General features: G+C 38.0%; 20 protein-coding genes. 17 read left to right on the top strand and 3 right to left on the bottom strand.

The features are described from left to right. Genes ACHUE4_RS07950 through ACHUE4_RS07960 form a run of 3 tightly spaced genes read left to right on the top strand, consistent with a single transcriptional unit; the run spans window position 1 to window position 2,539 of the window. Entirely contained in the window at window positions 1-471 is a 471-nt protein-coding gene (locus tag ACHUE4_RS07950; RefSeq protein ID WP_394188833.1) for an S-ribosylhomocysteine lyase, read from the top strand. Then, on the top strand, window positions 471-1,403 hold the full coding sequence (locus ACHUE4_RS07955; RefSeq protein WP_394188834.1) for a PLP-dependent cysteine synthase family protein: 933 nt from the start codon (window positions 471-473) through the stop codon (window positions 1,401-1,403). Before ACHUE4_RS07950 ends, ACHUE4_RS07955 begins: the two co-directional genes overlap by 1 nt. A gap of 2 nt (window positions 1,404-1,405) precedes the next feature. Next, the gene (locus tag ACHUE4_RS07960; protein ID WP_394188835.1) at window positions 1,406-2,539 is read left to right on the top strand and encodes a bifunctional cystathionine gamma-lyase/homocysteine desulfhydrase; all 1,134 of its coding nucleotides are present in this window, start codon (window positions 1,406-1,408) and stop codon (window positions 2,537-2,539) included. A 234-nt stretch (window positions 2,540-2,773) separates the two neighbouring features. Here ACHUE4_RS07960 and ACHUE4_RS07965 read toward each other — a convergent pair whose 3' ends face one another. Then, window positions 2,774-3,550, bottom strand: a complete 777-nt coding sequence (locus ACHUE4_RS07965) for an enoyl-CoA hydratase-related protein (RefSeq protein WP_394188836.1) — start codon at window positions 3,548-3,550, stop codon at window positions 2,774-2,776. A gap of 116 nt (window positions 3,551-3,666) precedes the next feature. Here ACHUE4_RS07965 and ACHUE4_RS07970 point away from each other — a divergent pair, with 116 nt between their 5' ends. From ACHUE4_RS07970 to ACHUE4_RS07990, 5 genes are all read left to right on the top strand, one after another. Beyond that, complete coding sequence (locus ACHUE4_RS07970; RefSeq protein ID WP_394188837.1) at window positions 3,667-5,295, top strand: ABC1 kinase family protein; 1,629 nt, start codon at window positions 3,667-3,669, stop codon at window positions 5,293-5,295. Between the two features lie 59 nt (window positions 5,296-5,354). Beyond that, window positions 5,355-6,578 carry an EAL and HDOD domain-containing protein gene (locus ACHUE4_RS07975; RefSeq protein WP_394188838.1) on the top strand — a complete coding sequence of 408 codons (1,224 nt, stop codon included), beginning with the start codon at window positions 5,355-5,357 and terminating at the stop codon, window positions 6,576-6,578. Window positions 6,579-6,635: 57 nt separating this feature from the next. Next, window positions 6,636-7,409 carry a Nif3-like dinuclear metal center hexameric protein gene (locus tag ACHUE4_RS07980; RefSeq protein WP_394188839.1) on the top strand — a complete coding sequence of 258 codons (774 nt, stop codon included), beginning with the start codon at window positions 6,636-6,638 and terminating at the stop codon, window positions 7,407-7,409. 12 nt (window positions 7,410-7,421) lie between these two features. Next, window positions 7,422-7,868 (top strand): NUDIX hydrolase, encoded by a 447-nt coding sequence (locus ACHUE4_RS07985; RefSeq protein WP_394188840.1) that lies wholly within the window; start codon window positions 7,422-7,424, stop codon window positions 7,866-7,868. A gap of 157 nt (window positions 7,869-8,025) precedes the next feature. After that, complete coding sequence (locus ACHUE4_RS07990) at window positions 8,026-8,391, top strand: hypothetical protein (protein ID WP_394188841.1); 366 nt, start codon at window positions 8,026-8,028, stop codon at window positions 8,389-8,391. Between the two features lie 68 nt (window positions 8,392-8,459). Here ACHUE4_RS07990 and ACHUE4_RS07995 read toward each other — a convergent pair whose 3' ends face one another. After that, on the bottom strand, window positions 8,460-9,008 hold the full coding sequence (locus ACHUE4_RS07995) for a competence protein ComK (protein WP_394188842.1): 549 nt from the start codon (window positions 9,006-9,008) through the stop codon (window positions 8,460-8,462). A 184-nt stretch (window positions 9,009-9,192) separates the two neighbouring features. Here ACHUE4_RS07995 and ACHUE4_RS08000 point away from each other — a divergent pair, with 184 nt between their 5' ends. From ACHUE4_RS08000 to ACHUE4_RS08015, 4 genes are all read left to right on the top strand, one after another. After that, window positions 9,193-9,438: an IDEAL domain-containing protein gene (locus tag ACHUE4_RS08000; RefSeq protein ID WP_394188843.1), complete on the top strand. Its 246-nt coding sequence runs from the start codon at window positions 9,193-9,195 to the stop codon at window positions 9,436-9,438. A 259-nt stretch (window positions 9,439-9,697) separates the two neighbouring features. After that, entirely contained in the window at window positions 9,698-11,680 is a 1,983-nt protein-coding gene (gene uvrB, locus ACHUE4_RS08005) for an excinuclease ABC subunit UvrB (protein ID WP_394188873.1), read from the top strand. 6 nt (window positions 11,681-11,686) lie between these two features. Then, window positions 11,687-14,584: an excinuclease ABC subunit UvrA gene (gene uvrA / locus ACHUE4_RS08010; RefSeq protein ID WP_394188844.1), complete on the top strand. Its 2,898-nt coding sequence runs from the start codon at window positions 11,687-11,689 to the stop codon at window positions 14,582-14,584. A 78-nt stretch (window positions 14,585-14,662) separates the two neighbouring features. After that, a complete protein-coding gene (locus ACHUE4_RS08015) occupies window positions 14,663-15,808 on the top strand; it encodes a DUF4097 family beta strand repeat-containing protein (protein ID WP_394188845.1) in 1,146 nt (381 codons plus the stop codon). A gap of 45 nt (window positions 15,809-15,853) precedes the next feature. On the opposite strand, the gene ACHUE4_RS08020 is transcribed toward ACHUE4_RS08015, so the two are convergent. Then, entirely contained in the window at window positions 15,854-16,414 is a 561-nt protein-coding gene (locus tag ACHUE4_RS08020; protein ID WP_394188846.1) for an N-acetylmuramoyl-L-alanine amidase family protein, read from the bottom strand. 141 nt (window positions 16,415-16,555) lie between these two features. On the opposite strand from ACHUE4_RS08020, the gene hprK reads away from it, so the two are divergent. From hprK to ACHUE4_RS08045, 5 genes are all read left to right on the top strand, one after another. Beyond that, complete coding sequence (gene hprK / locus ACHUE4_RS08025; protein ID WP_394188874.1) at window positions 16,556-17,491, top strand: HPr(Ser) kinase/phosphatase; 936 nt, start codon at window positions 16,556-16,558, stop codon at window positions 17,489-17,491. Between the two features lie 450 nt (window positions 17,492-17,941). Continuing rightward, window positions 17,942-18,754 (top strand): prolipoprotein diacylglyceryl transferase, encoded by an 813-nt coding sequence (gene lgt, locus ACHUE4_RS08030; RefSeq protein ID WP_394188847.1) that lies wholly within the window; start codon window positions 17,942-17,944, stop codon window positions 18,752-18,754. Between the two features lie 19 nt (window positions 18,755-18,773). Then, window positions 18,774-19,712 carry a nucleoside recognition domain-containing protein gene (locus ACHUE4_RS08035; protein WP_394188848.1) on the top strand — a complete coding sequence of 313 codons (939 nt, stop codon included), beginning with the start codon at window positions 18,774-18,776 and terminating at the stop codon, window positions 19,710-19,712. Beyond that, window positions 19,709-20,365, top strand: a complete 657-nt coding sequence (ppaX, locus tag ACHUE4_RS08040) for a pyrophosphatase PpaX (protein WP_394188849.1) — start codon at window positions 19,709-19,711, stop codon at window positions 20,363-20,365. The genes ACHUE4_RS08035 and ppaX overlap by 4 nt, the downstream gene beginning before the upstream one ends. After that, window positions 20,362-20,889: an acyltransferase gene (locus ACHUE4_RS08045; RefSeq protein WP_394188850.1), complete on the top strand. Its 528-nt coding sequence runs from the start codon at window positions 20,362-20,364 to the stop codon at window positions 20,887-20,889. The genes ppaX and ACHUE4_RS08045 overlap by 4 nt, the downstream gene beginning before the upstream one ends. Window positions 20,890-21,109 lie beyond the last annotated feature (220 nt).

Genomic DNA, 21,109 nt, shown 5'->3' on the forward strand with positions numbered 1-21,109 from the left:
ATGAAACAAATGAATGTAGAAAGTTTTAATTTAGATCATACAAAAGTGGTTGCGCCTTATGTTCGTTTAGCAGGTAGAAAACTTGGAGCGAACGGTGACGAAATTTTAAAATATGATATTCGTTTTAAACAACCTAACAATGAACATATGGAAATGGCAGGTCTTCACTCTATTGAACATTTAATGGCGGAAAATATTCGGAACCATACAGACAAAGTTGTGGATATGAGTCCAATGGGATGTCAGACAGGTTTTTATTTAGCGGTAATAAATCATGACGACTTTGACGAGATTTTGGTGATATTAGAAAAAACGTTAGAAGATGTTTTAAATGCAACGGAAGTTCCTGCTTGTAATGAAGTGCAATGTGGCTGGGCAGCTAACCACAGTTTAGAAGGCGCAAAAGCCATCGCTCGTGATATGCTTATGAAAAAAGATGAATGGCACGTGGTCTTTGCGGAGGAAGCTTAATGAATGTTTATGGAAGTGTACATGAATTAATAGGGAATACACCTGTTGTTGAATTAAAGAATATTGAAATTCCAAACAATTGTCGTATTTTTGCGAAACTCGAATTTATGAATCCTGGCGGAAGTGTCAAGGATCGCTTAGGATTATCACTACTTCGGGATGCAGAAGAGTCTGGTCAATTACTTCCAGGTGGAACGATAATCGAACCCACTGCTGGGAATACTGGAATTGGTGTAGCTTTAGCAGCGATTGGAAAAGGATATACGGTCAAATTTGTTGTACCTCAAAAATTCAGTATGGAAAAGCAAACGCTGATGCGAGCTCTTGGTGCTGAAATTGTAAATACGCCAACTGAGCTAGGAATGAAAGGAGCGATTGAAAAAGCCAAGGAGTTGGTTCAGGAAACTCCAGGTGCTTTTTCACCTTCCCAATTTTCGAATCCAGCTAATCCGGAAACATACGTGCACACATTAGGTCCTGAGTTATGGCGTGACTTAGATGGTGAAATTGATGTGTTTGTTGCTGGAGCGGGTTCAGGTGGAACATTTATGGGAACGGCTAGGTATTTAAAAAGTCAAAAAGCAAACATTAAGACAGTGATTGTAGAACCAGAAGGATCTATATTAAACGGTGGAGAAGCTGGTTCTCATTATACCGAAGGAATTGGAATGGAATTTTTACCTGCGTATATGGACAAATCCTATTTTAATGCCATTCATACAGTGACGGATCGAGACGCTTTTGACAAACTTCGTGAGTTGTCTTTAAAAGAAGGCTTACTTGTAGGAAGTTCATCTGGAGCTACTTTATTTGCCTCGTTAGAAGAAGCGAAAGTAGCCAAGCCAGGAAGTCATATCGTCACCATTTTTGCAGACTCTAGTGAACGGTATTTAAGTCAAAATGTGTATGATCTTTTAAAGGAGGATGAATAAAGATGAGACCTAAAACGAAATTAATACACGCTGGCATCGTTGGAGATGAAACGACCGGTGCTGTTTCAACACCTATTTATCAAGTAAGTACGTATAAACAAGATGCAGTAGGTGATTTCCGAGGATACGAATATTCTCGTACTGGAAATCCAACACGTCATGCACTTGAAGTATTAATCAGTGACCTCGAAGGAGGACATGCAGGTTTTGCATTTGGATCTGGAATGGCGGCAATCAGTTCAGTAATGATGCTGTTTAACTCTGGTGATCATATCGTGATGACCGACGATGTGTACGGTGGTACATATCGCGTGATGACGAAAGTGTTAAACCGCTTCGGCATTGAATCTACATTTGTGGATTCTTCAAATTTGGCTGAATTTGAAGCGGCTATTCAAGAAAATACGAAGGCGGTATTCTTGGAAACACCTACGAATCCTTTATTGAAAGTAACAAATATCGCTGACATTGCGAAGCTCGCAAAATCTAAAGGACTTCTAACAATCGTAGATAACACGTTCATGACGCCTTATTTGCAGCAACCGATTTCCTTAGGTGCTGATATCGTCTTGCATAGTGCCACGAAATACATTGGTGGCCATAGTGATGTAGTCGCTGGATTAGTTGTAGTAGCTACCGAGGAATTGGCTAAGGAACTTCATTTTGTTCAAAATTCAGTAGGGGCCATATTAGGACCGCAAGATTCATGGCTACTTATTCGAGGGTTGAAAACGCTTGGCATTCGTATGGAAGAAACGAATTCGAACGCGAAACGAATTGCTGATTTCTTAGTTGCTCATGAAGCGGTAGGCAAGGTTTATTATCCTGGACTTGAAACACATGCCGGACATGACATTATGAAGAAACAAACCACTGGATTTGGTGGAATGATTTCATTTGACGTAGGTAGCACAGAAAAAGCCGCACAGTTATTGAAGAAATTGCGTTACTTCACACTAGCTGAAAGTTTAGGAGCGGTAGAAAGCTTGATTTCTGTCCCTGCACAGATGACTCACGCATCGATTCCAGCTGATCGTCGTCAAGAACTCGGCATATTGGACGGATTGGTTCGTATATCAGTCGGCATTGAAGATGTCGAGGATTTACTAGAAGATTTACAACAAGGTTTAGCTTAATACATTGATGATTAATGTCACTCCATGCGTTTGTGTGGAGTGACTTTTTGCGTTTTCTTGGTCTCAGTTAGAGGTTTGGCACTCTTGGTTAGAATTATGACGTTCTCAGTTAGAAAAATAGCATTCTTGGTTAGAATAATCGACATCTCAGTTGTAATTTTTAATTAGTGGAAGTGGTTAGAACCCAAAATAAAAGCTGTTCCCTGCAAAAAAGGGAACAGCAGCTGTGATTCCTTATTTACCTTTAAACTGAGGTTTGCGTTTTTCACTGAATGCCAGTAATGCTTCTACACGGTCTTCAGTTGGAATCGTCATTTCGTATGCTTTTCGTTCAATATGTAATCCTGTTTGTAAGTCTGCGTTCATCCCATGTTTTATGGCAAATTTAGCTTGTTGTAAAGCAACTGGTCCGTTTGCAAGCATCATATCTGCAAATTTCCCTGTTTCTTCTAGTAAGCTCTCTTTTGCAACCACTTTCGTTAAAATACCGTAAGATAGAGCTTCTTCAGCATTTAGTCGTCGTGCTGTCAAAATTAATTCCATTGCTTTTGATTCACCGATTAGTCTAGGCAAACGTTGCGTTCCACCTGCTCCCGGTATAATCGCTAAACTCGTTTCTGTTAATCCGAGAGTAATATCATGAGCAGCAATTCGGAAGTCACAAGATAGTGCGAGCTCCATACCGCCTCCAAATGCATAGCCATTCATCATAGCGATTGTCGGTTGTGGCAAGCTTTCGATCGATGAAAAAACCTCACCGATCTTGTATATATTACGTTTCACTTGTTGTTCAGTTAATGTTTTACGTTCTTTTAAATCAGCACCAACACTAAATGCTTTTTCGCCAGCTCCCGTAAAAATAACCACGCGAATATCTGGGTTAATACGAATTGCCTCAGCTACTTGTCCTAGCTCTCTCAACATTTCATAATTAAACGCGTTCATTGAATCAGGTCGGTTTAACGTGATAATTGCTAAATTTCCATTCTGTTCATAACGAATGCCTTCCATTTTGTATCCTCCTCAGTTTGTTCACATTTCAGAAAACTTTTCTCCTACAAAACATATCACTTTTTGGACCTTGTTACCATCAGTCTCTATAATGAATTGAAAAGGAGGCGACTGATATGGAACGAATTACGTTGTACCGGATTTTTCGTATTGTATGGATGTCTGTGAAATTCTTTGTACAAGTTACGTTTTTTCAGCGCCGCTACATAGGACGTTGGACATCATCTACTGATGTGAAATGGGAGAGACTAGTCACTAAACAAGCGAAAGAATATAAACGGACTGCCTTGAAAATTGGTGGGCTGATGATTAAGATGGGGCAGTTTTTGTCCACTCGTGCAGATATTATGCCCCCTTCATTTATAGCAGAGCTTGAAGGGTTAACCGATCGTGTACCTGCAGTACCAAGGGAAAAAGCCTTATCTTTATTAGAAGAAGAATGGAATGTGTTACATACCGATTATTTGTCTTTCCTATCGGATAAACCAGTAGCTTCAGCTTCTATTGGAGAAGTGTATAAAGGAACATTGCTCGATGGCACGACAGTTGCGATTAAAATACAGCGTCCTGATATCGATCGGATTTTACGAGCTGATTTTCGAGCGATGAAAATTGTGATTTGGTTAGCGAAGAAATTCACGTCCTTTGGAAAACAAATTGATTTCAATCTTTTATATAGTGAAATGGTTGAAACGATTGGGGCAGAGCTGAATTTCTTACAAGAACTTCGAAATGGACGTCAGTTTGCCGATCGTTTTGAGGATATGCCTGGTGTCGTGTTTCCGGTTTATTTCGATGAATTTTCTACAAGACGTGTACTTGTGATGGAATGGATTGAAGGTGCTCGAGTTACCGATTTGGCTTTTATTGAACGAAATGAAATTAACCGCAGAGTACTTTCAGAAAGACTTTTTCGTCTATTTTTAGAGCAAGTACTAGATGGTGGCCAGTTCCATGCCGATCCTCATGGCGGGAATATTTTATTGAAACCAGACGGTACTATTGTGTTAATTGATTTTGGGATGGTAGGCTCTATTTCACAAAGTGAGTCTCGCTCAGTTTTAAAAGTAGTCGAGGGGATTATTTTCAAACAATATGATCAAGTGTTAGATGGGTTAGAAGAGCTTCGGTTTTTATTGCCAAATGCCGATCGTCGCTTGCTAGCGGATTCTATTTCTCGTGTGGTTGCTGCATATGAGTCGGAAGAATTAACTCAAATGGATAGCTTTGTTGTTGACCGTCTCCTAGACGATTTACGTTTAATTGTTCGGACTCAACCTGTACAATTGCCAGCTGAATTTGCGTTCTTTGGTCGTGCAGTCTCTACGTTTGTGGGTGTTTTGCATGTTTTGGATCCGAAAGTAGATTTACTGGCGATAGCGAAACCTCGTGTAATGGAATGGGCGTCTATGCAGAAAGAAAATGGCGGTGTATTTTCAAAAGAAGATGTCTTGCGACTTGCTTTAAATGCCATTGGACCTCTACGTCAGTTCCCTCAGAAAGTAATAACATTTTTGGAAGAACCGACTCGAATGCGGGAGTACCAGATGGGCCGTGATGCTTTACGACGAGATGAACGTATGTTGCTTCAAACTCGGATTTTTGCAGGAATCATTGCAATTTTAGCGATGACTTCGACACTATTTAGTATTTGGACAGCTCATGAACCTTTGTTAATAACTTCTGCGTCAATTTTCATTATCTCTATATGGGTATTTAAGTCAAAAAACAGAAAAATTAAATAGGATTATTTAGGATTTTTTGGTATACTGTCCCTATCAATTTTAGTAAATGAGGCGCATAAATGGAGATATTTATTGGGCGTCAACCCATATTTGACCGAACGGAAAAAATTTTTGCTTACGAGCTTTTATATCGAAATAGTGATTTAAATTCATTTCCTCAAATTGATGGGGATCATGCGACTATGGAGGTTCTCATCAATTCTTTTTTAACCATTGGCTTAGATGACTTATCAAATGGTCGTCCGTGTTTTATTAACTTTACGGAAAACCTATTGCATGAACCAATTTTCGATACGCTCGACTCGAAACATATTGTAATTGAGATTTTAGAAAACGTTCAAATAACTTCTTCATTAATCAGCAGTATCCGTCAGTTGAAACATAAAGGGTTTAGAATTGCTCTTGATGATTTTGTTTTAACGAAAGAAATTCTTCAAGCGAAAGAAATTTTTTCATTCGTAGATTTTATTAAAGTAGATTTTATGGGAACTACTCCATCTGAACGAAAAGATATTGAAGTGTTTATTAAAACCAATCATCCACATATTCATTTACTAGCTGAAAAAGTGGAAACTCGTGCGGAGTTTGAAGAAGCAATAAAAGCAGGTTACCACCTTTTTCAAGGATATTTTTTCGCTAAACCTCATATCATCCAAGGAAAAGATATTCCAGCTAATTTGGCAAACTATTTCCGAATTATCGGTTTAATCAGTCAAGAACATGCGAATGTGTCCCATATTTCAGATTTAATTGAACGTGATGTGTCATTATCGTTTAAGTTGTTAAAACTCATTAATGCTTCACCTTCAAAAAATAAAGTGAGATCGATTAAACAGGCAGTTGTCGTTTTAGGATTAACAGAATTACATAAATGGATATATATTTTGGCAATGCGTGAAACCATGCGAGATGAGCTAGATTTCAGTCGAAATGCACTGATTGTTTCCTCTTTATTCCGTGCGAAATTCTGTGAATTGCTAGCAAAGTATAATCGAAAAGAGAATTCATCAGAATATTTCCTAACAGGTATGTTTTCATTAATGGATTCGCTTTTACACAAACCATTTAGTCAAATCTTGCAACAACTACCTTTATCCGATCAAGTTGTTGATACTTTGGTTGGGAATGATACCGAAATGTCCGATTACTTAAACCTGGCAGTAGCTTTCGATCAATTGGATTGGGTACGTATTCAACTTTTTGCGGAGAAATTGGACCTAACGGAAGAGCAACTTCGTCAAGCCTATAATCAAGCTATGCGCTGGTCTAGTCAAATGGCTTAAGCTATCCTCTGATGAGGATAGCTTTTTCTTTCAATAAAGCAGTGAGGTGAAACGGTCTTGAACTTATCTGAATTTCAACAGACATTACATGAGTTATTTGAAAAACAGTTACTGGACGATCATGAGGGTGACTTTGGGTTTTTAAACAGATCCAACACGTCGATTAATAAAGTAGGCTTTTGCACAAATTTAACACCTGCAACAATTGAACAAGCGATTATACATAAGGTAGATTTGATGATTACACATCATGATGCGTGGGATTTTATTTATGGATTAAAAAACGAATGTATGAAGCTGCTAACTCAACACAATATCAGTCACTTTTTCATTCACGGTCCTTTAGATTATGTGGATTTTGGTACGTGTACATCATTAATGAAAGTGCTAGAAGTGGACACGATTTTAAAGTATTCATTTTTTCAAGGTGATAGCATTCCAGGAGTAGGAGAGTATTCAAAACCGATTCCTTTTGAAATGTTTGCAGAAAGAATGCAAACTACTTTAAATGAACCTGTTCGCGTATGGAAAAATAATCAGCAAGAAATTAAACGTGTCGGCATTTTAACAGGTGCAGGCAACACTACTAATCATATTAAGTCAGCGTTAGATAGTGGGTGCGATACATATATCACTGGCGAAGTGAACTTGTATACGATTCAATACGCACAATTGGTTGGAATCAATCTCTTTGTCGGCAGCCACACCTTCACTGAAATTTTTGGGGTTGAAACATTAGTTAAGAAAATACACAAATCTCATCCAACCTTAGAGATGATTCAACTTTTTGAACCACATGATGAATTAAACCATTCGATGAATAGATTTTAGGGGGAAATATCTATGTTTGCTGTAAATGTAGAAGCTGCCATTTTCAAAGAAGACAAATGGCTCTTAATTAGACGAAGTGAAAAAGAAGAACATGCTGGAGGTTGTCTATCTTTGGTTGGTGGTCAAGTGGATAAAGAAAGTGCTGCTTCTTCAGATATTTTAGAAAGAACGTTAATTCGAGAAGTCGATGAAGAAATCGGGATTGAGGTTTCGAACTTGAGTTACGTAAATAGTTCTTCGTTCATCACTGATTCTGGTATCCACGTTGTCGATATCGTGTTTCTTTGCAAAGGATTTGTTGGCGAAGCATTTGCAAAAAGCAGTGATGAAGTGGATGAAGTAGTCTGGATGACTACACAAGAAATTCTAAATCATGCGGACCTACCTGTTTATTTAAAAGAAAATATCAAGCTAGCAGATCGGTTAAATAGCGAACATCTAGCTTCTTCTAGGACCTGAAAAGGTCTTTTTATTTTGACTAAAATCTCATTCAAGTAGACTTGAAATGAGACGGGACAAGGGTTTGTGAAAGAAAAAGTAATTATTGGCACTTGTATTTTTTAAAAAATAGGTTACACTAAAAATACGAACAAACGTTCTTAAAGGAGGCGAGAGCATGCCACTCATTCCAGCAGAGAGTTTACCCCATTTCGAAAATATGATTTACTTGCCAATGGTTTTGACGGTTTTGGAGCGGGATCGCGAAATTGTGGAAAAAGGACCTTTTAAATTGAAAAGGCCTTATGTCGCAATGATTGATCAAGCAGTAAAAGAGGCTCAACGTGAGTTAAAAGATACGAAATTGTATCTCCGCCAAAAGAACATGAAAATCATCCGAGGCAACCGCGATGATACCTTCACCGAATATGTCTTCTTCTACGGCGGTTACGAAGAACACCGTCGCTACCTAAATGTCCGGCTGCGCAATCGTGTAGAGGAACTTCTTGGCGTGTATTTGGTCAAGATGAAACAAGTCAATTGAGAATAAGTATATGTTTAAAAGTCCTTTCTATAAGCATAGGAAGGACTTTTACTATTAATGTGTGAAGTTTAACGCTTTGGCGTGATACGGCTTTGTAAATATGTAACTGGAGGCTGTGAAAATGGTTTTTGAATATGTTGACGAGTTTTTTGGAAATGGTTCATAAGAAAGTGACAAAGAACAAATTGTCTGCACATCGTGGTATACGAAACGTTGACTGGAATCACGCGTGTATTCGTGAAATGTACGAGGCATTGTCCAAGTGAGTTTTGAGAGTAATATTCGACTGCAGAAAAAGCAATCCATATGTTACTGTCTGAATCTGGAGAAAGTGTCGGCATCATGATGAGAGGGTGACCGAAATCATGTGAAAGAATAATTGGGATCTTATGTAAGTTACCAATGGCTTCTTTAGAAAAAAATGTGGCGTGCTTATAAGAGGTACCATAAAAAATGAGTGACTTTTTAATAATGTTAATAGGTTTCATTTTTACAATAAACTCAGCATGGTTTTCAATAACACGTGTACATAGCTTGTGTTCAATCCAAATTGGTTCGAGTGAAACGGTATTGAATGAAACGAGGTAATTCGATGCAACAGACAATTGAGTGTTCAAATATTCACATCCCCTTTTTTAGCCTACAAACCCTATTATAGAGAAATTTGGAAATTCTGCAATATTAATTAATTAAAAAATGAAAATATTCGGATAAAAATATAATTGAATTTTCAGAAAAAAACATTTGCAACTTTACTGCTTTATTATCTATAATAGAAAAAAGGCATCCGAGGTGAATGCGATGGATAAATATTATTCTTATGCCGACTTTCTGAAAGCCATGGGACGGAGTCAAACGGTTACTGAAGCAGAAAAGCTGCTGAATGAGATTTATATGGATTTATTTTTAAACCATGTGCATCGGGAGCAGCGAAAAGAGAGATTACTTACATTAATTGATGATGCACTTGATCAAAAAAACAAAGGATCCTTTGTTGCTTTTGCGCAAGAACTTCAAGAACTTCAACGTGAGAGTGAAGTTCTTTAACCTAATAATCCTTTAGAGTATCCGTTCTTTTCGAAGAACGGATTTTTGCTTGTACGGATTAGAAAGTATGGTTTACGGATAAAAGTAAAAGAAAGACATAGCTTTCACCAGCTTCGGTGCAAGCTGTGTCTTTCAAAATTTCACGAAAAAACATACGTTCGCTTTTTGTTCGTAATAAAAAAGGGAATATGATAAGCTAAAAGTATAAATAAAATACGAATTTCAGAGCAAATATTGCTTTATTATAGGAGGAATTGTTATCGTACAGTCATTTGATTTACAAGCTCCTTATCGCCCAGATGGAGATCAGCCTCAAGCCATTAAAGAATTAATACAAGGACTTGAAAATGGAAAAAAATATCAAACTTTACTTGGAGCAACGGGAACTGGGAAAACATTCACTGTTTCGAATGTCGTGAAAGAAATTAAACGTCCCACGCTAGTCATGGCCCACAATAAAACATTGGCAGGCCAATTATATAGTGAGTTTAAAGAGTTTTTTCCAAATAATGCAGTTGAATACTTTGTTAGTTTTTATGATTACTATCAACCGGAAGCTTATGTTCCGCAAACCGATACGTACATCGAAAAGGATTCGAGTATAAATGAGGAAATTGATAAGCTACGTCACTCAGCAACCTCTGCATTATTTGAAAGGGAAGATGTCTTAATCGTCGCTTCCGTATCATGCATTTACGGACTCGGTAATCCTGAAGAATATAGAGAAATGGTGTTATCCCTTCGCAAAGGAATGGAAATTGAACGCAATCAACTTTTGAGAAAATTGGTTGATATTCAATACGAGAGAAATGATGTGAACTTTGTACGAGGTAAATTTCGCGTTCGAGGAGATGTTGTAGAGATATTCCCAGCTTCTCGCGACGAACGTTGTATTCGTGTTGAGTTTTTTGGAGACGAAGTAGATCGTATTCGTGAAGTAGATGCTCTAACTGGCGAGATTATTGGAGAACGTGAGCATGTTGCTATATTTCCGAATTCCCATTTCGTGACACGTGAAGAAAAACTCGTCAAAGCTATCGAAAACATTGAAGTTGAACTAGAAGAACAGTTGAAAATTATGAGAGCTGAGGACAAGTTACTCGAAGCACAGCGACTTGAGCAACGGACGCGTTATGATTTAGAAATGATGCGAGAAATGGGCTTTTGTTCAGGAATTGAAAACTACTCTCGTCATTTAACTTTACGTGAACCTGGTGCAACTCCTTATACATTGCTTGATTACTTCCCAGATGATTTCTTGTTGGTAGTAGATGAAAGTCACGTAACGTTACCACAGGTTCGAGGTATGTTCAACGGTGACCAAGCTCGTAAAAAAGTTTTGGTGGATCACGGATTCCGTTTACCATCTGCCATGGATAACCGTCCTTTAACGTTCCAAGAATTTGAAGGTCATATGAAACAAGCGATATTTGTATCTGCCACTCCTGGCCCATATGAGTTAGAGCACACGCCGGAAATGGTCGAACAAATCATCCGTCCAACGGGGCTACTTGACCCAACGATTGAAGTTCGCCCAATCGAAGGACAAATTGATGATTTAATAGAAGAAATCCGTAAGCGAACAGAGAAGAATGAACGCGTACTAGTAACGACGCTTACGAAAAAAATGTCCGAAGATCTTTCGGCTTACCTAAAAGAAATTGGGGTAAAAGTAAACTATCTCCATTCAGAAATAAAAACGTTAGAACGAATTGAAATCATTCGTGAACTTCGAATGGGCGTGTACGATGTCTTAATAGGAATAAACTTATTAAGAGAAGGACTAGATATTCCAGAGGTATCACTTGTGACAATCTTAGATGCTGATAAAGAAGGATTTTTACGTTCTGAACGTTCACTCATTCAAACGATTGGACGTGCTGCACGTAATTCGAATGGTCATGTCATTATGTATGCGGATCGTATGACGGATTCGATGACCAAAGCGATTGGCGAAACAGAACGCCGACGCACGATACAGAAAGAATATAACGAAAAACATGGTAAAACACCGACTACGATTCAGAAAGAGATTCGCGATGTAATTCGTGCATCACACGACTCTGAAGAAACGGTGACATATATGGAAAAAGTAACAAAAGGAAAGAAACTCACAAAAGACGAGAAGGCAACGCTATTGCTAACCCTCGAAAAAGAAATGAAAGATGCAGCAAAAGCATTAGATTTCGAGCGTGCAGCAGAATTGCGTGATACCATTTTGGAACTGAAAGTGGAAGGATGATTGAATTTGAAAAACCAGGAAATACGTATAGAAGGTGCTCGAGCACATAATTTAAAAAATCTATCTTTATCGATTCCACGTGATAAGCTCGTCGTTATGACGGGTTTATCAGGTTCCGGTAAATCATCTTTAGCATTCGATACGATATATGCGGAAGGTCAACGTCGTTATGTTGAATCACTTTCTGCTTATGCTAGACAGTTTTTAGGTCAAATGGATAAGCCAGAAGTTGACTCCATAGAGGGGTTATCGCCAGCCATTTCAATCGATCAAAAAACGACGAGCCGTAATCCGCGTTCAACAGTTGGGACAGTAACGGAAATTTATGATTATTTGCGACTATTGTATGCACGTGTAGGAAAACCGATATGTCCAAATCACGGGATTGAAATTACTTCCCAAACAATCGAACAAATGGTTGATCGCTTACTCGAGTTTCCAGAAAAAACACGCATGCAAATTCTAGCTCCCATTGTTTCGGGTCGTAAAGGAACACATGCCAAAATGCTGGAAGATGTTAAAAAGCAAGGTTATGTAAGGGTTCGTGTAAATGGTGATTTAATGGACTTAGACGATGACATTCAATTAGAGAAAAATAAAAAGCACGATATTGAAATTGTCATTGACCGAATTGTGATGAAGGAAGATATTGCTCCACGTCTTGCAGACTCATTGGAATCGGCATTACGTTTAGCTGATGGACGAGTACTGATTGATGTAATGGAGCATGAAGAGATCTTATTTAGTGAACATCATGCATGTCCAATTTGTGGATTCTCAATTGGAGAACTAGAACCACGTATGTTTTCATTTAACAGTCCTTTTGGTGCTTGCCAAGAATGTGATGGTTTAGGAACAAAACTTGAGGTAGATCCAGAATTAGTCATTCCTGATTGGTCCCTATCTCTTAAAAAGGGTGCCATTGCCCCTTGGGAACCAACGAGTTCGCAATATTACCCACAATTATTAGAAGCAGTATGTAAGCATTATAAAATTGATATGTCTGTTCCAGTTGAAGAACTACCAAAAGAACAAATGGATAAAATTTTATATGGTTCAGGGTCAGATAAAATTAGATTTAGATATGAGAATGATTTTGGACAAGTACGAGACAATGCTATTCACTTTGAAGGAGTTATTCCAAATATTGAACGTCGATTTAAAGAGACATCATCTGATTACATCCGAGATCAAATGGAAAAATACATGGCGCAACAAGATTGCCCAACATGTAAAGGTTATCGTTTAAAACCTGAAACATTAGCAGTGAAGGTTGATTCTATTCATATTGGGAAAGTCACAGAATTCTCGATAGAAGAAGCCGATAAATTCTTTGATCAATTGCGTTTATCGGAAAAAGATATGCAAATTGCCAAGATGATTTTACGTGAAATTCGAGAGCGTTTAGGATTTTTAATTAATGTTGGGTTGGATTACCTTACATTAAGCCGTGCAGCTGGAACCTTATCTGGAGGAGAAGCACAACGAATTAGATTAGCTACGCAAATTGGGTCACGTCTTACAGGCGTACTATACATTTTGGATGAGCCATCCATCGGTTTGCATCAACGAGATAATGATCGCTTGATTGCTACCTTAAAAAATATGAGGGATATCGGCAATACGTTAATCGTTGTTGAACATGATGAAGATACAATGATGGCAGCTGATTACTTAATAGACGTTGGTCCAGGCGCTGGTGTTCATGGAGGAGAAATCGTGGCATCTGGAACTCCGGAGCAAGTAATGAAAAGTAAAAAATCTTTAACTGGCCAGTATTTGAGTGGGAAGAAATTCATTCCACTTCCAATTGAACGTAGAAAGCCAGATGGACGCATGATTTCGATAAAAGGTGCAACTGAAAATAATTTAAAAAATGTTTCAGTTGATATTCCACTAGGAATCTTCACATCAATAACAGGCGTTTCAGGATCAGGGAAAAGTACGTTAATCAATGAGATTTTACATAAATCTCTCGCCCAAAAACTGAATCGTGCCAAAGCGAAGCCTGGGCAACATAAAGAAATTACGGGTGTGGAAGCACTTGAAAAAGTAATCGATATCGATCAATCACCTATTGGTCGTACACCTAGATCAAATCCAGCGACCTATACAGGCGTATTTGATGATATTCGGGATGTCTTTGCATCAACGAATGAAGCAAAAGTTCGAGGATATCTAAAAGGACGATTTAGCTTCAATGTAAAAGGCGGTCGTTGTGAAGCATGTCGCGGCGATGGAATCATTAAAATTGAAATGCATTTCTTACCGGATGTTTATGTCCCATGTGAAATCTGTCATGGGAAACGCTATAACCGTGAAACACTCGAAGTTCGTTATAAAGGTCAAAACATCGCAGAGATATTAAAGATGACGATTGAAGATGCAACGAAATTCTTTGAAAACATTCCAAAGATACAACGAAAACTACAAACAATTGTTGATGTAGGTCTTGGTTACATGGAATTAGGACAACCAGCAACGACTTTATCGGGCGGGGAAGCCCAACGAGTGAAACTTGCTTCAGAATTACACAAACGTTCAAATGGTAAGTCTTTTTATATTTTGGATGAGCCAACAACTGGTTTGCATGCCCATGACATTGCTCGTTTGCTGATTGTTTTGCAAAGGCTTGTAGAAAATGGAGATACGGTTGTAGTCATTGAACATAATTTAGATGTGATTAAAACGTCTGATTATATTATTGACTTAGGACCTGAAGGCGGAGACAAAGGTGGAACGATTTTAGCGGTTGGTACACCAGAAGAAATTGCGAAAGTCAAAAAATCATATACAGGTCATTATTTAAAACCTGTACTTGAGCGCGAACGAAAACGAATGGATGTAGAATTAGAAAAAGCTTCTAAGAAAAAAACAAAAAAAGTCCCAGTAGAAGCAAAATGAAACCTTTTATCTTCTGATTCGTATGTATAAAGGAATAGAAAGGTATGCCTAAAAGCAACCTTAGAGGAGGCCAATAATATGCAAGAAGAACGTAAACGCATTTTAGACTTAGTTGAAAAAGGTTCGATTTCTGCTCAAGAAGCGTTAGTATTGCTAGAGGCTCTAGGAAATGAAACGAGTAATACGACTGGTCCTACTAAACAGATGGAACAGCCGACTCATTCAAGTCACTCCAACAAAGAAACACATACGAAAAGTTCAACATCATCTCAAGCAGATGATTTCATGGAAGATATTAAACGGGATTTTTCTCAATTTGGCGATCGATTCATGCAATTAATGCAATCAGCCGTTGGAAAGATGAAATCATTTGATTTCGATATGCCTTTTGGTGAGCCAATGGAGTTCCACCACACCATCCACAAGGAAGAAATGGATTTTAACAACATTTCAGCAGATTTAGCCAATGGTAAGTTAGAGATTTATCCATCACAAGACGGGAAGCTGCGAGCAGAATGTCACGTGAAAGTCTACAGATCTTCTTCTGAAGAAGAAGGGAAAAGAGAATTCCATGATAAGTTTGTGTTTGTGGTAGATCAACAAAAATTACGTATTATTAGTGATTTGAAAACGACTTCCGTAAATATTGTTCTTTATATACCAAAAGCAAAATACGATTCTATTTCGGTGCGATTGTTTAATGGTGCATTCAATGGGAAACACCTCGAAACAGACCGTTTAAAAGTGAAAACTGCGAACGGGAAGATTGAACTTAAGGATTGTTCAATCGAGGATGGAGAAATCCAAACAGCGAATGGAGCTATTCTTGTAAAAGATGCAAAAGGGAATAAAATCGATGCCGAAACAATTAATGGGCGTATTTATATCGATGGGCTTCTGAAAAATATTGAAGCACAATCTGTAAATGGTCATGTGGCATTAACGACAAAAAATAAAGAAGCTACTAAAATAGAAGGTCTTGCAGTAGCAGGATCCGTAGAAATTTACGTTCCATCCTCCGTTGCTTTACAAGGTGAAGTATCATCGAACTTTGGCAAAATGGATGTTGCTTTGCCAGATGTAACGAGATTAAATGAACAAGACCATTTCTTACAAAAGAATATTCGTTTTACAAAAGACCTTGAAGGCTCATCTGCTCCTTTATACATCAAAGGTGAAGCGAAAACAGGTTCAATCTTAGTTCGCTACATTAGTTCTGAATAAACAAGTAAAAAACCCGAATCGATTTCGATTCGGGTTTTCCTTTTCCTAACATTGTTTCGTTCTTTCAATAAAACGTTGAATTCCATTTGAGATTCCATCAGCACATTGTTGCTGATACATCGGTTCTTTCAGTAACTGCATTTCTTGTTTATTCGTCATGAAACCGCATTCTACTAGTACTGCAGGCATATTCGTTTCTCGCAAAACTGCGAAGTTTCCTTGTTTGATACCCCTATTTTTACGTCCTGTTGACTTGATGATCTCTTGGTTAATAAAAGCAGCAAAACTCCTCGTGATACTTCTCGCGTTTAACCATGTAAAGGTTTCAATCCCATTTACTTCATTCCATTGTGTACCAAATGCGTTTGCATGTATCGAAATGAATAAATCTGCTTTCATACGATTAGCTAAGGTGATCCGCTCATTCAAAGGAACATCTCGATTAATATCGTGTGAAAAAATACATAGGACATTCTTGCTTTGCAAGTTCTTTTTGAGTCGCCTAGCGACTGCTTCATTGAACTCAAATTCTCTTAACTGACCGTCTGGTGAACGTTTACCAGGGGTGTGTGGTCCATGACCTGCATCAATAATGATTTTCAACATTTATCAACCCTCCTCTTTCCTATATAGAAAGGAATTCAAGAAAAGGGACAACTTGAGTTAAAATCATTTCATTTCTCGGTAGTCATGCTAAAATATGAAGCATGAAGAATGATTCGAAATTCGAAGAAAGCAGGTGATTTTTTGGTTCAAGTTTCCACCAAGGACGTGAAAGAAATGTTTGAATTAAGTTTAGTCAGCGGACAGGAAGGCATTGGACGTCATATCTCAGTTAGTGATATTTCTAGACCTGGACTTGAGATGGCCGGTTATTTCACCCATTATCCTGCTAATCGTGTACAGTTATTAGGTAAAACGGAATTATCCTTTTTTGATATGCTCTTGCCTCATGAACGAAAGGAGCGCATGAAAAAACTATGTTCACCTGAAACACCTGCCATTATTATTTCGCATGGGATGAACGTTCCCGAAGAGTTAAAAAAAGCAGCGAATGAGGAAAATGTCCCCGTATTAACGACTAAAATGCCAACGACACGCTTTTCAAGTCTACTGACTAATTTCCTTGAAAGTAAACTAGCTCCAACGACTGCTGTTCATGGCGTATTAGTCGATGTATATGGAGTAGGTGTATTAATCACCGGAAAGAGTGGCGTAGGTAAGAGTGAAACTGCGTTGGAATTAGTGAAACGTGGACATCGCTTAGTCGCTGATGATTGTGTAGAAATTAGACAAGAAGCTGAAAACACTCTTGTAGGAAGCGCACCAAAGCTGATTGAACATTTACTTGAGATTCGTGGAGTAGGAATTATCGATATCATGACCCTGTTTGGTGCAAGTGCCATTCGCAGCTTTAAACGTATTTCCCTCGTTATTGACTTAGAAATTTGGGATGCGAATAAAACGTATGATCGACTTGGGTTAGATGAAGAGAAAATGAAAATCATCGACACGGATCTGACCAAGTTCACGATTCCTGTTCGTCCAGGTCGAAACTTAGCTGTTATTATTGAAGTAGCATCTATGAACCATCGTTTAAAACGAATGGGCGTAAATGCAGCAGAAGAGTTTTCAAATCGATTAAACGATGTCATCAGTCAAAATGAGGACGCTTCTTATTAAAAAGTGTAATAAGCTCTTTACTTAAAATTAATTAATACATCTAGAGAATTTTAGATTGATGCAAGCATGCGATTGCTCGGTGATTTTGACTTTCTCGTCTTACTTCAACGTACATGCTAAATTTTTCAAGAACTTATTATGTGAAATTGTTGGCTAGATGGATGTAGGTAAAAGTTAAAGATTTACATGTGCAAAATTGTTTAAGGGTAGCTGATTACTTTTGATATGGAGTAAAACGGCGAAGACTCCAGCGGGATAAGCGAAGTGTCGAAATCCACTCGGACGATAAGTCCGAGTTAGTTCGGCGCAAGCCCGCGGAAAGCGGAGCTGTTTTGCGGAATATAAAAAAAACGTTTAATTTTAAACTTAGGGTAGATTTTAAATGAAAAAGGAATCAACAATATTAATAAACAGAACTAACTAAATAGAGAGCTTTGGAAGGAGAACAACATGAATTTTTTACTAGGAGCAATTGATCCGATCGCCTTTTCACTCGGACCAATTGATGTACGTTGGTACGGCGTTATTATCGCAACAGGTATCGTTATTGCCTTTTTAGTTGCACAAAAAGAGATGGTGAAACGTGGATTTCACCCTGATTTCCTAACAGATGTATTAATTTGGGCAGTTCCTTTAGCCATTTTAGGCGCAAGGTTATATTACGTAATATTTAAATGGGAATTTTACGCTCAGAACCCAGGAAAGATTCTTCAAATTTGGGAAGGCGGCTTAGCCATACATGGTGCTTTAATCGTTTCATTTATTGTCGCCTATGTATTTACGAAAAAGAGAGACGTATCATTCTTAAAGCTTGCCGACATGACTGCACCGAGTATTTTAATCGGGCAAACGGTTGGTCGTTGGGGTAACTTCATGAACCAAGAAGCACATGGTGGAGAAGTTTCAAGGTCATTTTTAGAGAATTTATTCTTACCTGACTGGATTATTAACCAAATGTATATTGATGGGACTTATTATCACCCAACTTTTTTATATGAATCATTGTGGAATTTTACGGGTGTTATGATCATGATTGCACTCCGACGTGTTAACTTACTTCGTGGCGAAATGTTTTTATTTTATATCATGTGGTATTCCTTCGGACGCTTCTTTATTGAAGGAATGAGAACGGACAGTTTGTATTTAATCGGTGAGTTACGCACCGCACAAGTGATATCCATTATAGGTTTTGCTGTGGCGTTAATTATCGTAATTTATAGAAGAGTAATGATAAAAAATGCAGCACGCTATAAAGATGCTTAAAGAGTGAGGATGTTCATTCATGTCAACTATAAAAAAGGGATTATTGGTAGGTTTTCAAACAACATGGACACTTAGCAAAATCATATTTCCCATCACTCTAATCCTTGTAATCTTGCAATTTACACCAATTCTTCCGTGGGTTATTAATTTCGTTTCGCCCATTATGAGTGTGTTTGGATTAAGAGGAGAAGCGGCGATTCCCTTAGTTTTAGGTAACTTCCTAAATCTGTACGCTGGAATTGCTGGGATTTTATCACTTGAATTGACGGTTAATGAAGTTTTTATATTAGCAGTGATGCTTTCTTTTTCGCATAATTTATTTATTGAAACGGCCGTAGCTTTAAAAGTTGGTGTGAAATTGTGGGTCGTATTGTTAGTGCGGTTAGGTCTAGCCTCAATCTCAGCGATTGTTATCAACCTTGTTTGGTCAGGCGGTTCTGAGGTTGCTACATATGGAATGGCACCAAAAGTAGCAGCAGTGCCGGATGGATGGGTTGAAATCATATTACTAGGATTGCAGAAAGCAAGCTTCGGCGTTGTACAACTAGCTTTGGTCGTAATTCCACTTATGGTGATTATTCAATACTTGAAAGACCGAAACTATTTACAACGATTCTCTGAAAAACTAATACCTTTAACGAAAGTATTAGGGATTGCACCAAATGCTTCGATGACACTTGTGTCAGGATTGGTCATCGGTCTAGCTTTTGGCGCAGGTGTTATGATTCAAGCAGTTAGAGAAGATGGCGTCAGTAAGAAAGATGCCACACTTGTGTTTATCTTTTTAGTCGCCTGTCATGCCATAGTTGAGGATACGCTTATATTTATTCCTCTCGGTATTCCGATTTTGCCTTTATTTTTCTTAAGACTTTTCACTGCTTTTGTATTAACCATTGTGGTAGCAACGGTTTGGAGACGAGCAGAACAAACTAAACAAAAGGAAGTGTTTAACTCATGAATAAACAACCAATAACGACACTTCTGTTCGATTTTGATGGAACCTTATTAGATACGAACGATTTGATCATTCAAACCTTCTTAAGTGTTTTAGGAAACCGATACCCTGGACGATTTACAAAAGAAGATTGTTTGCATTTTATTGGACCTTCTTTAAAACAAACATTTGACTCTATTGATGAAACGTTAACGGATGAATTAATCCAAGAATATCGTGCCTTAAATATAGAAATGCATGACGATCTTGTGGTGGAGTATGATGGGGTATCAGAGACACTTAGACTATTAAAAGCACGGGGTATTAAACTGGCGATTGTCTCCACTAAAAAGAAAGACATCATTTTGCGTGGTTTAAAATGGATGGGTATCGAAGATATATTTGAAGTGGTGATCGGATTAGATGATGTGGTGAATCCAAAACCGGATCCAGAACCCATACTTATTGCTTTGTCACGGTTAAATGCTTCAAAAGATGAAGCCATTATGATTGGTGATAATTATCATGATATCGAAGGTGGGCAAAATGCTGGTGTTCGAACTGCCGGTGTTGCATGGACAGCTAAAGGTGAGGAATATTTAGCTTCATTTAATCCAACCTACATGTTACAGCACATTTCTGATTTACTTCAAATGGTTGAAGGACAGAAGGTATGAGAAGAACGGATCGGTTTCCTGTAAAAGGAGCAAATTCTTTATGGCATATTTATCAGACAGTGCCATTTTTCAAGGTCATGAAAAACTTCGTTGTTATTCAGCTAGGTCGATACAGTCCTTCACTTCCATTCAAAAATTGGCTTTATCGCACCTTTTTAAATATGAAGGTGGGGGATCAAACCTCCTTTGCGCTTATGGTTATGCCCGATGTGATGTTCCCCGAGCGTATATCAATAGGGAAGAATTCAATAATTGGTTATAATACCACCATATTGGCACATGAATATCTAATTGATGAATATAGAATTGGCGATGTGGTCATTGGTGATCGCGTATTAATTGGTGCTAATTCGACCATATTACCAGGAGTGCATATCGGTAATGATGCCATCGTTTCTGCAGCAACACTCGTTCACCAAGACATCCCTGCAGGAAGTTTTGTGGGTGGAAATCCAATGAAAATCATTTATACCGCTGAAGAAATGCTGAAGCGAAATAATATACAACTAGAAAAGACTTTATGAAGAGAATTTCCTCACTTCATAAGGTCTTTTTTTACAACCGAAAGGGTATACGAATTAGATAGCATTCTAAATTAAAAACTTAGCTTGTATCAGTTTACATATAAGCAATGATTTATTAATTGACTGTGACCCATGTATACGATAAAATAGTTTTTATTTCAGTGTAGTAGTATGCTAGTGTGATAAAGTAAAATATCCTTATTTTAGGAAGTGGAAAATT

This window comes from Paenisporosarcina quisquiliarum (assembly GCF_043641925.1).
GTDB lineage: Bacteria > Bacillota > Bacilli > Bacillales_A > Planococcaceae > Paenisporosarcina > Paenisporosarcina quisquiliarum_A.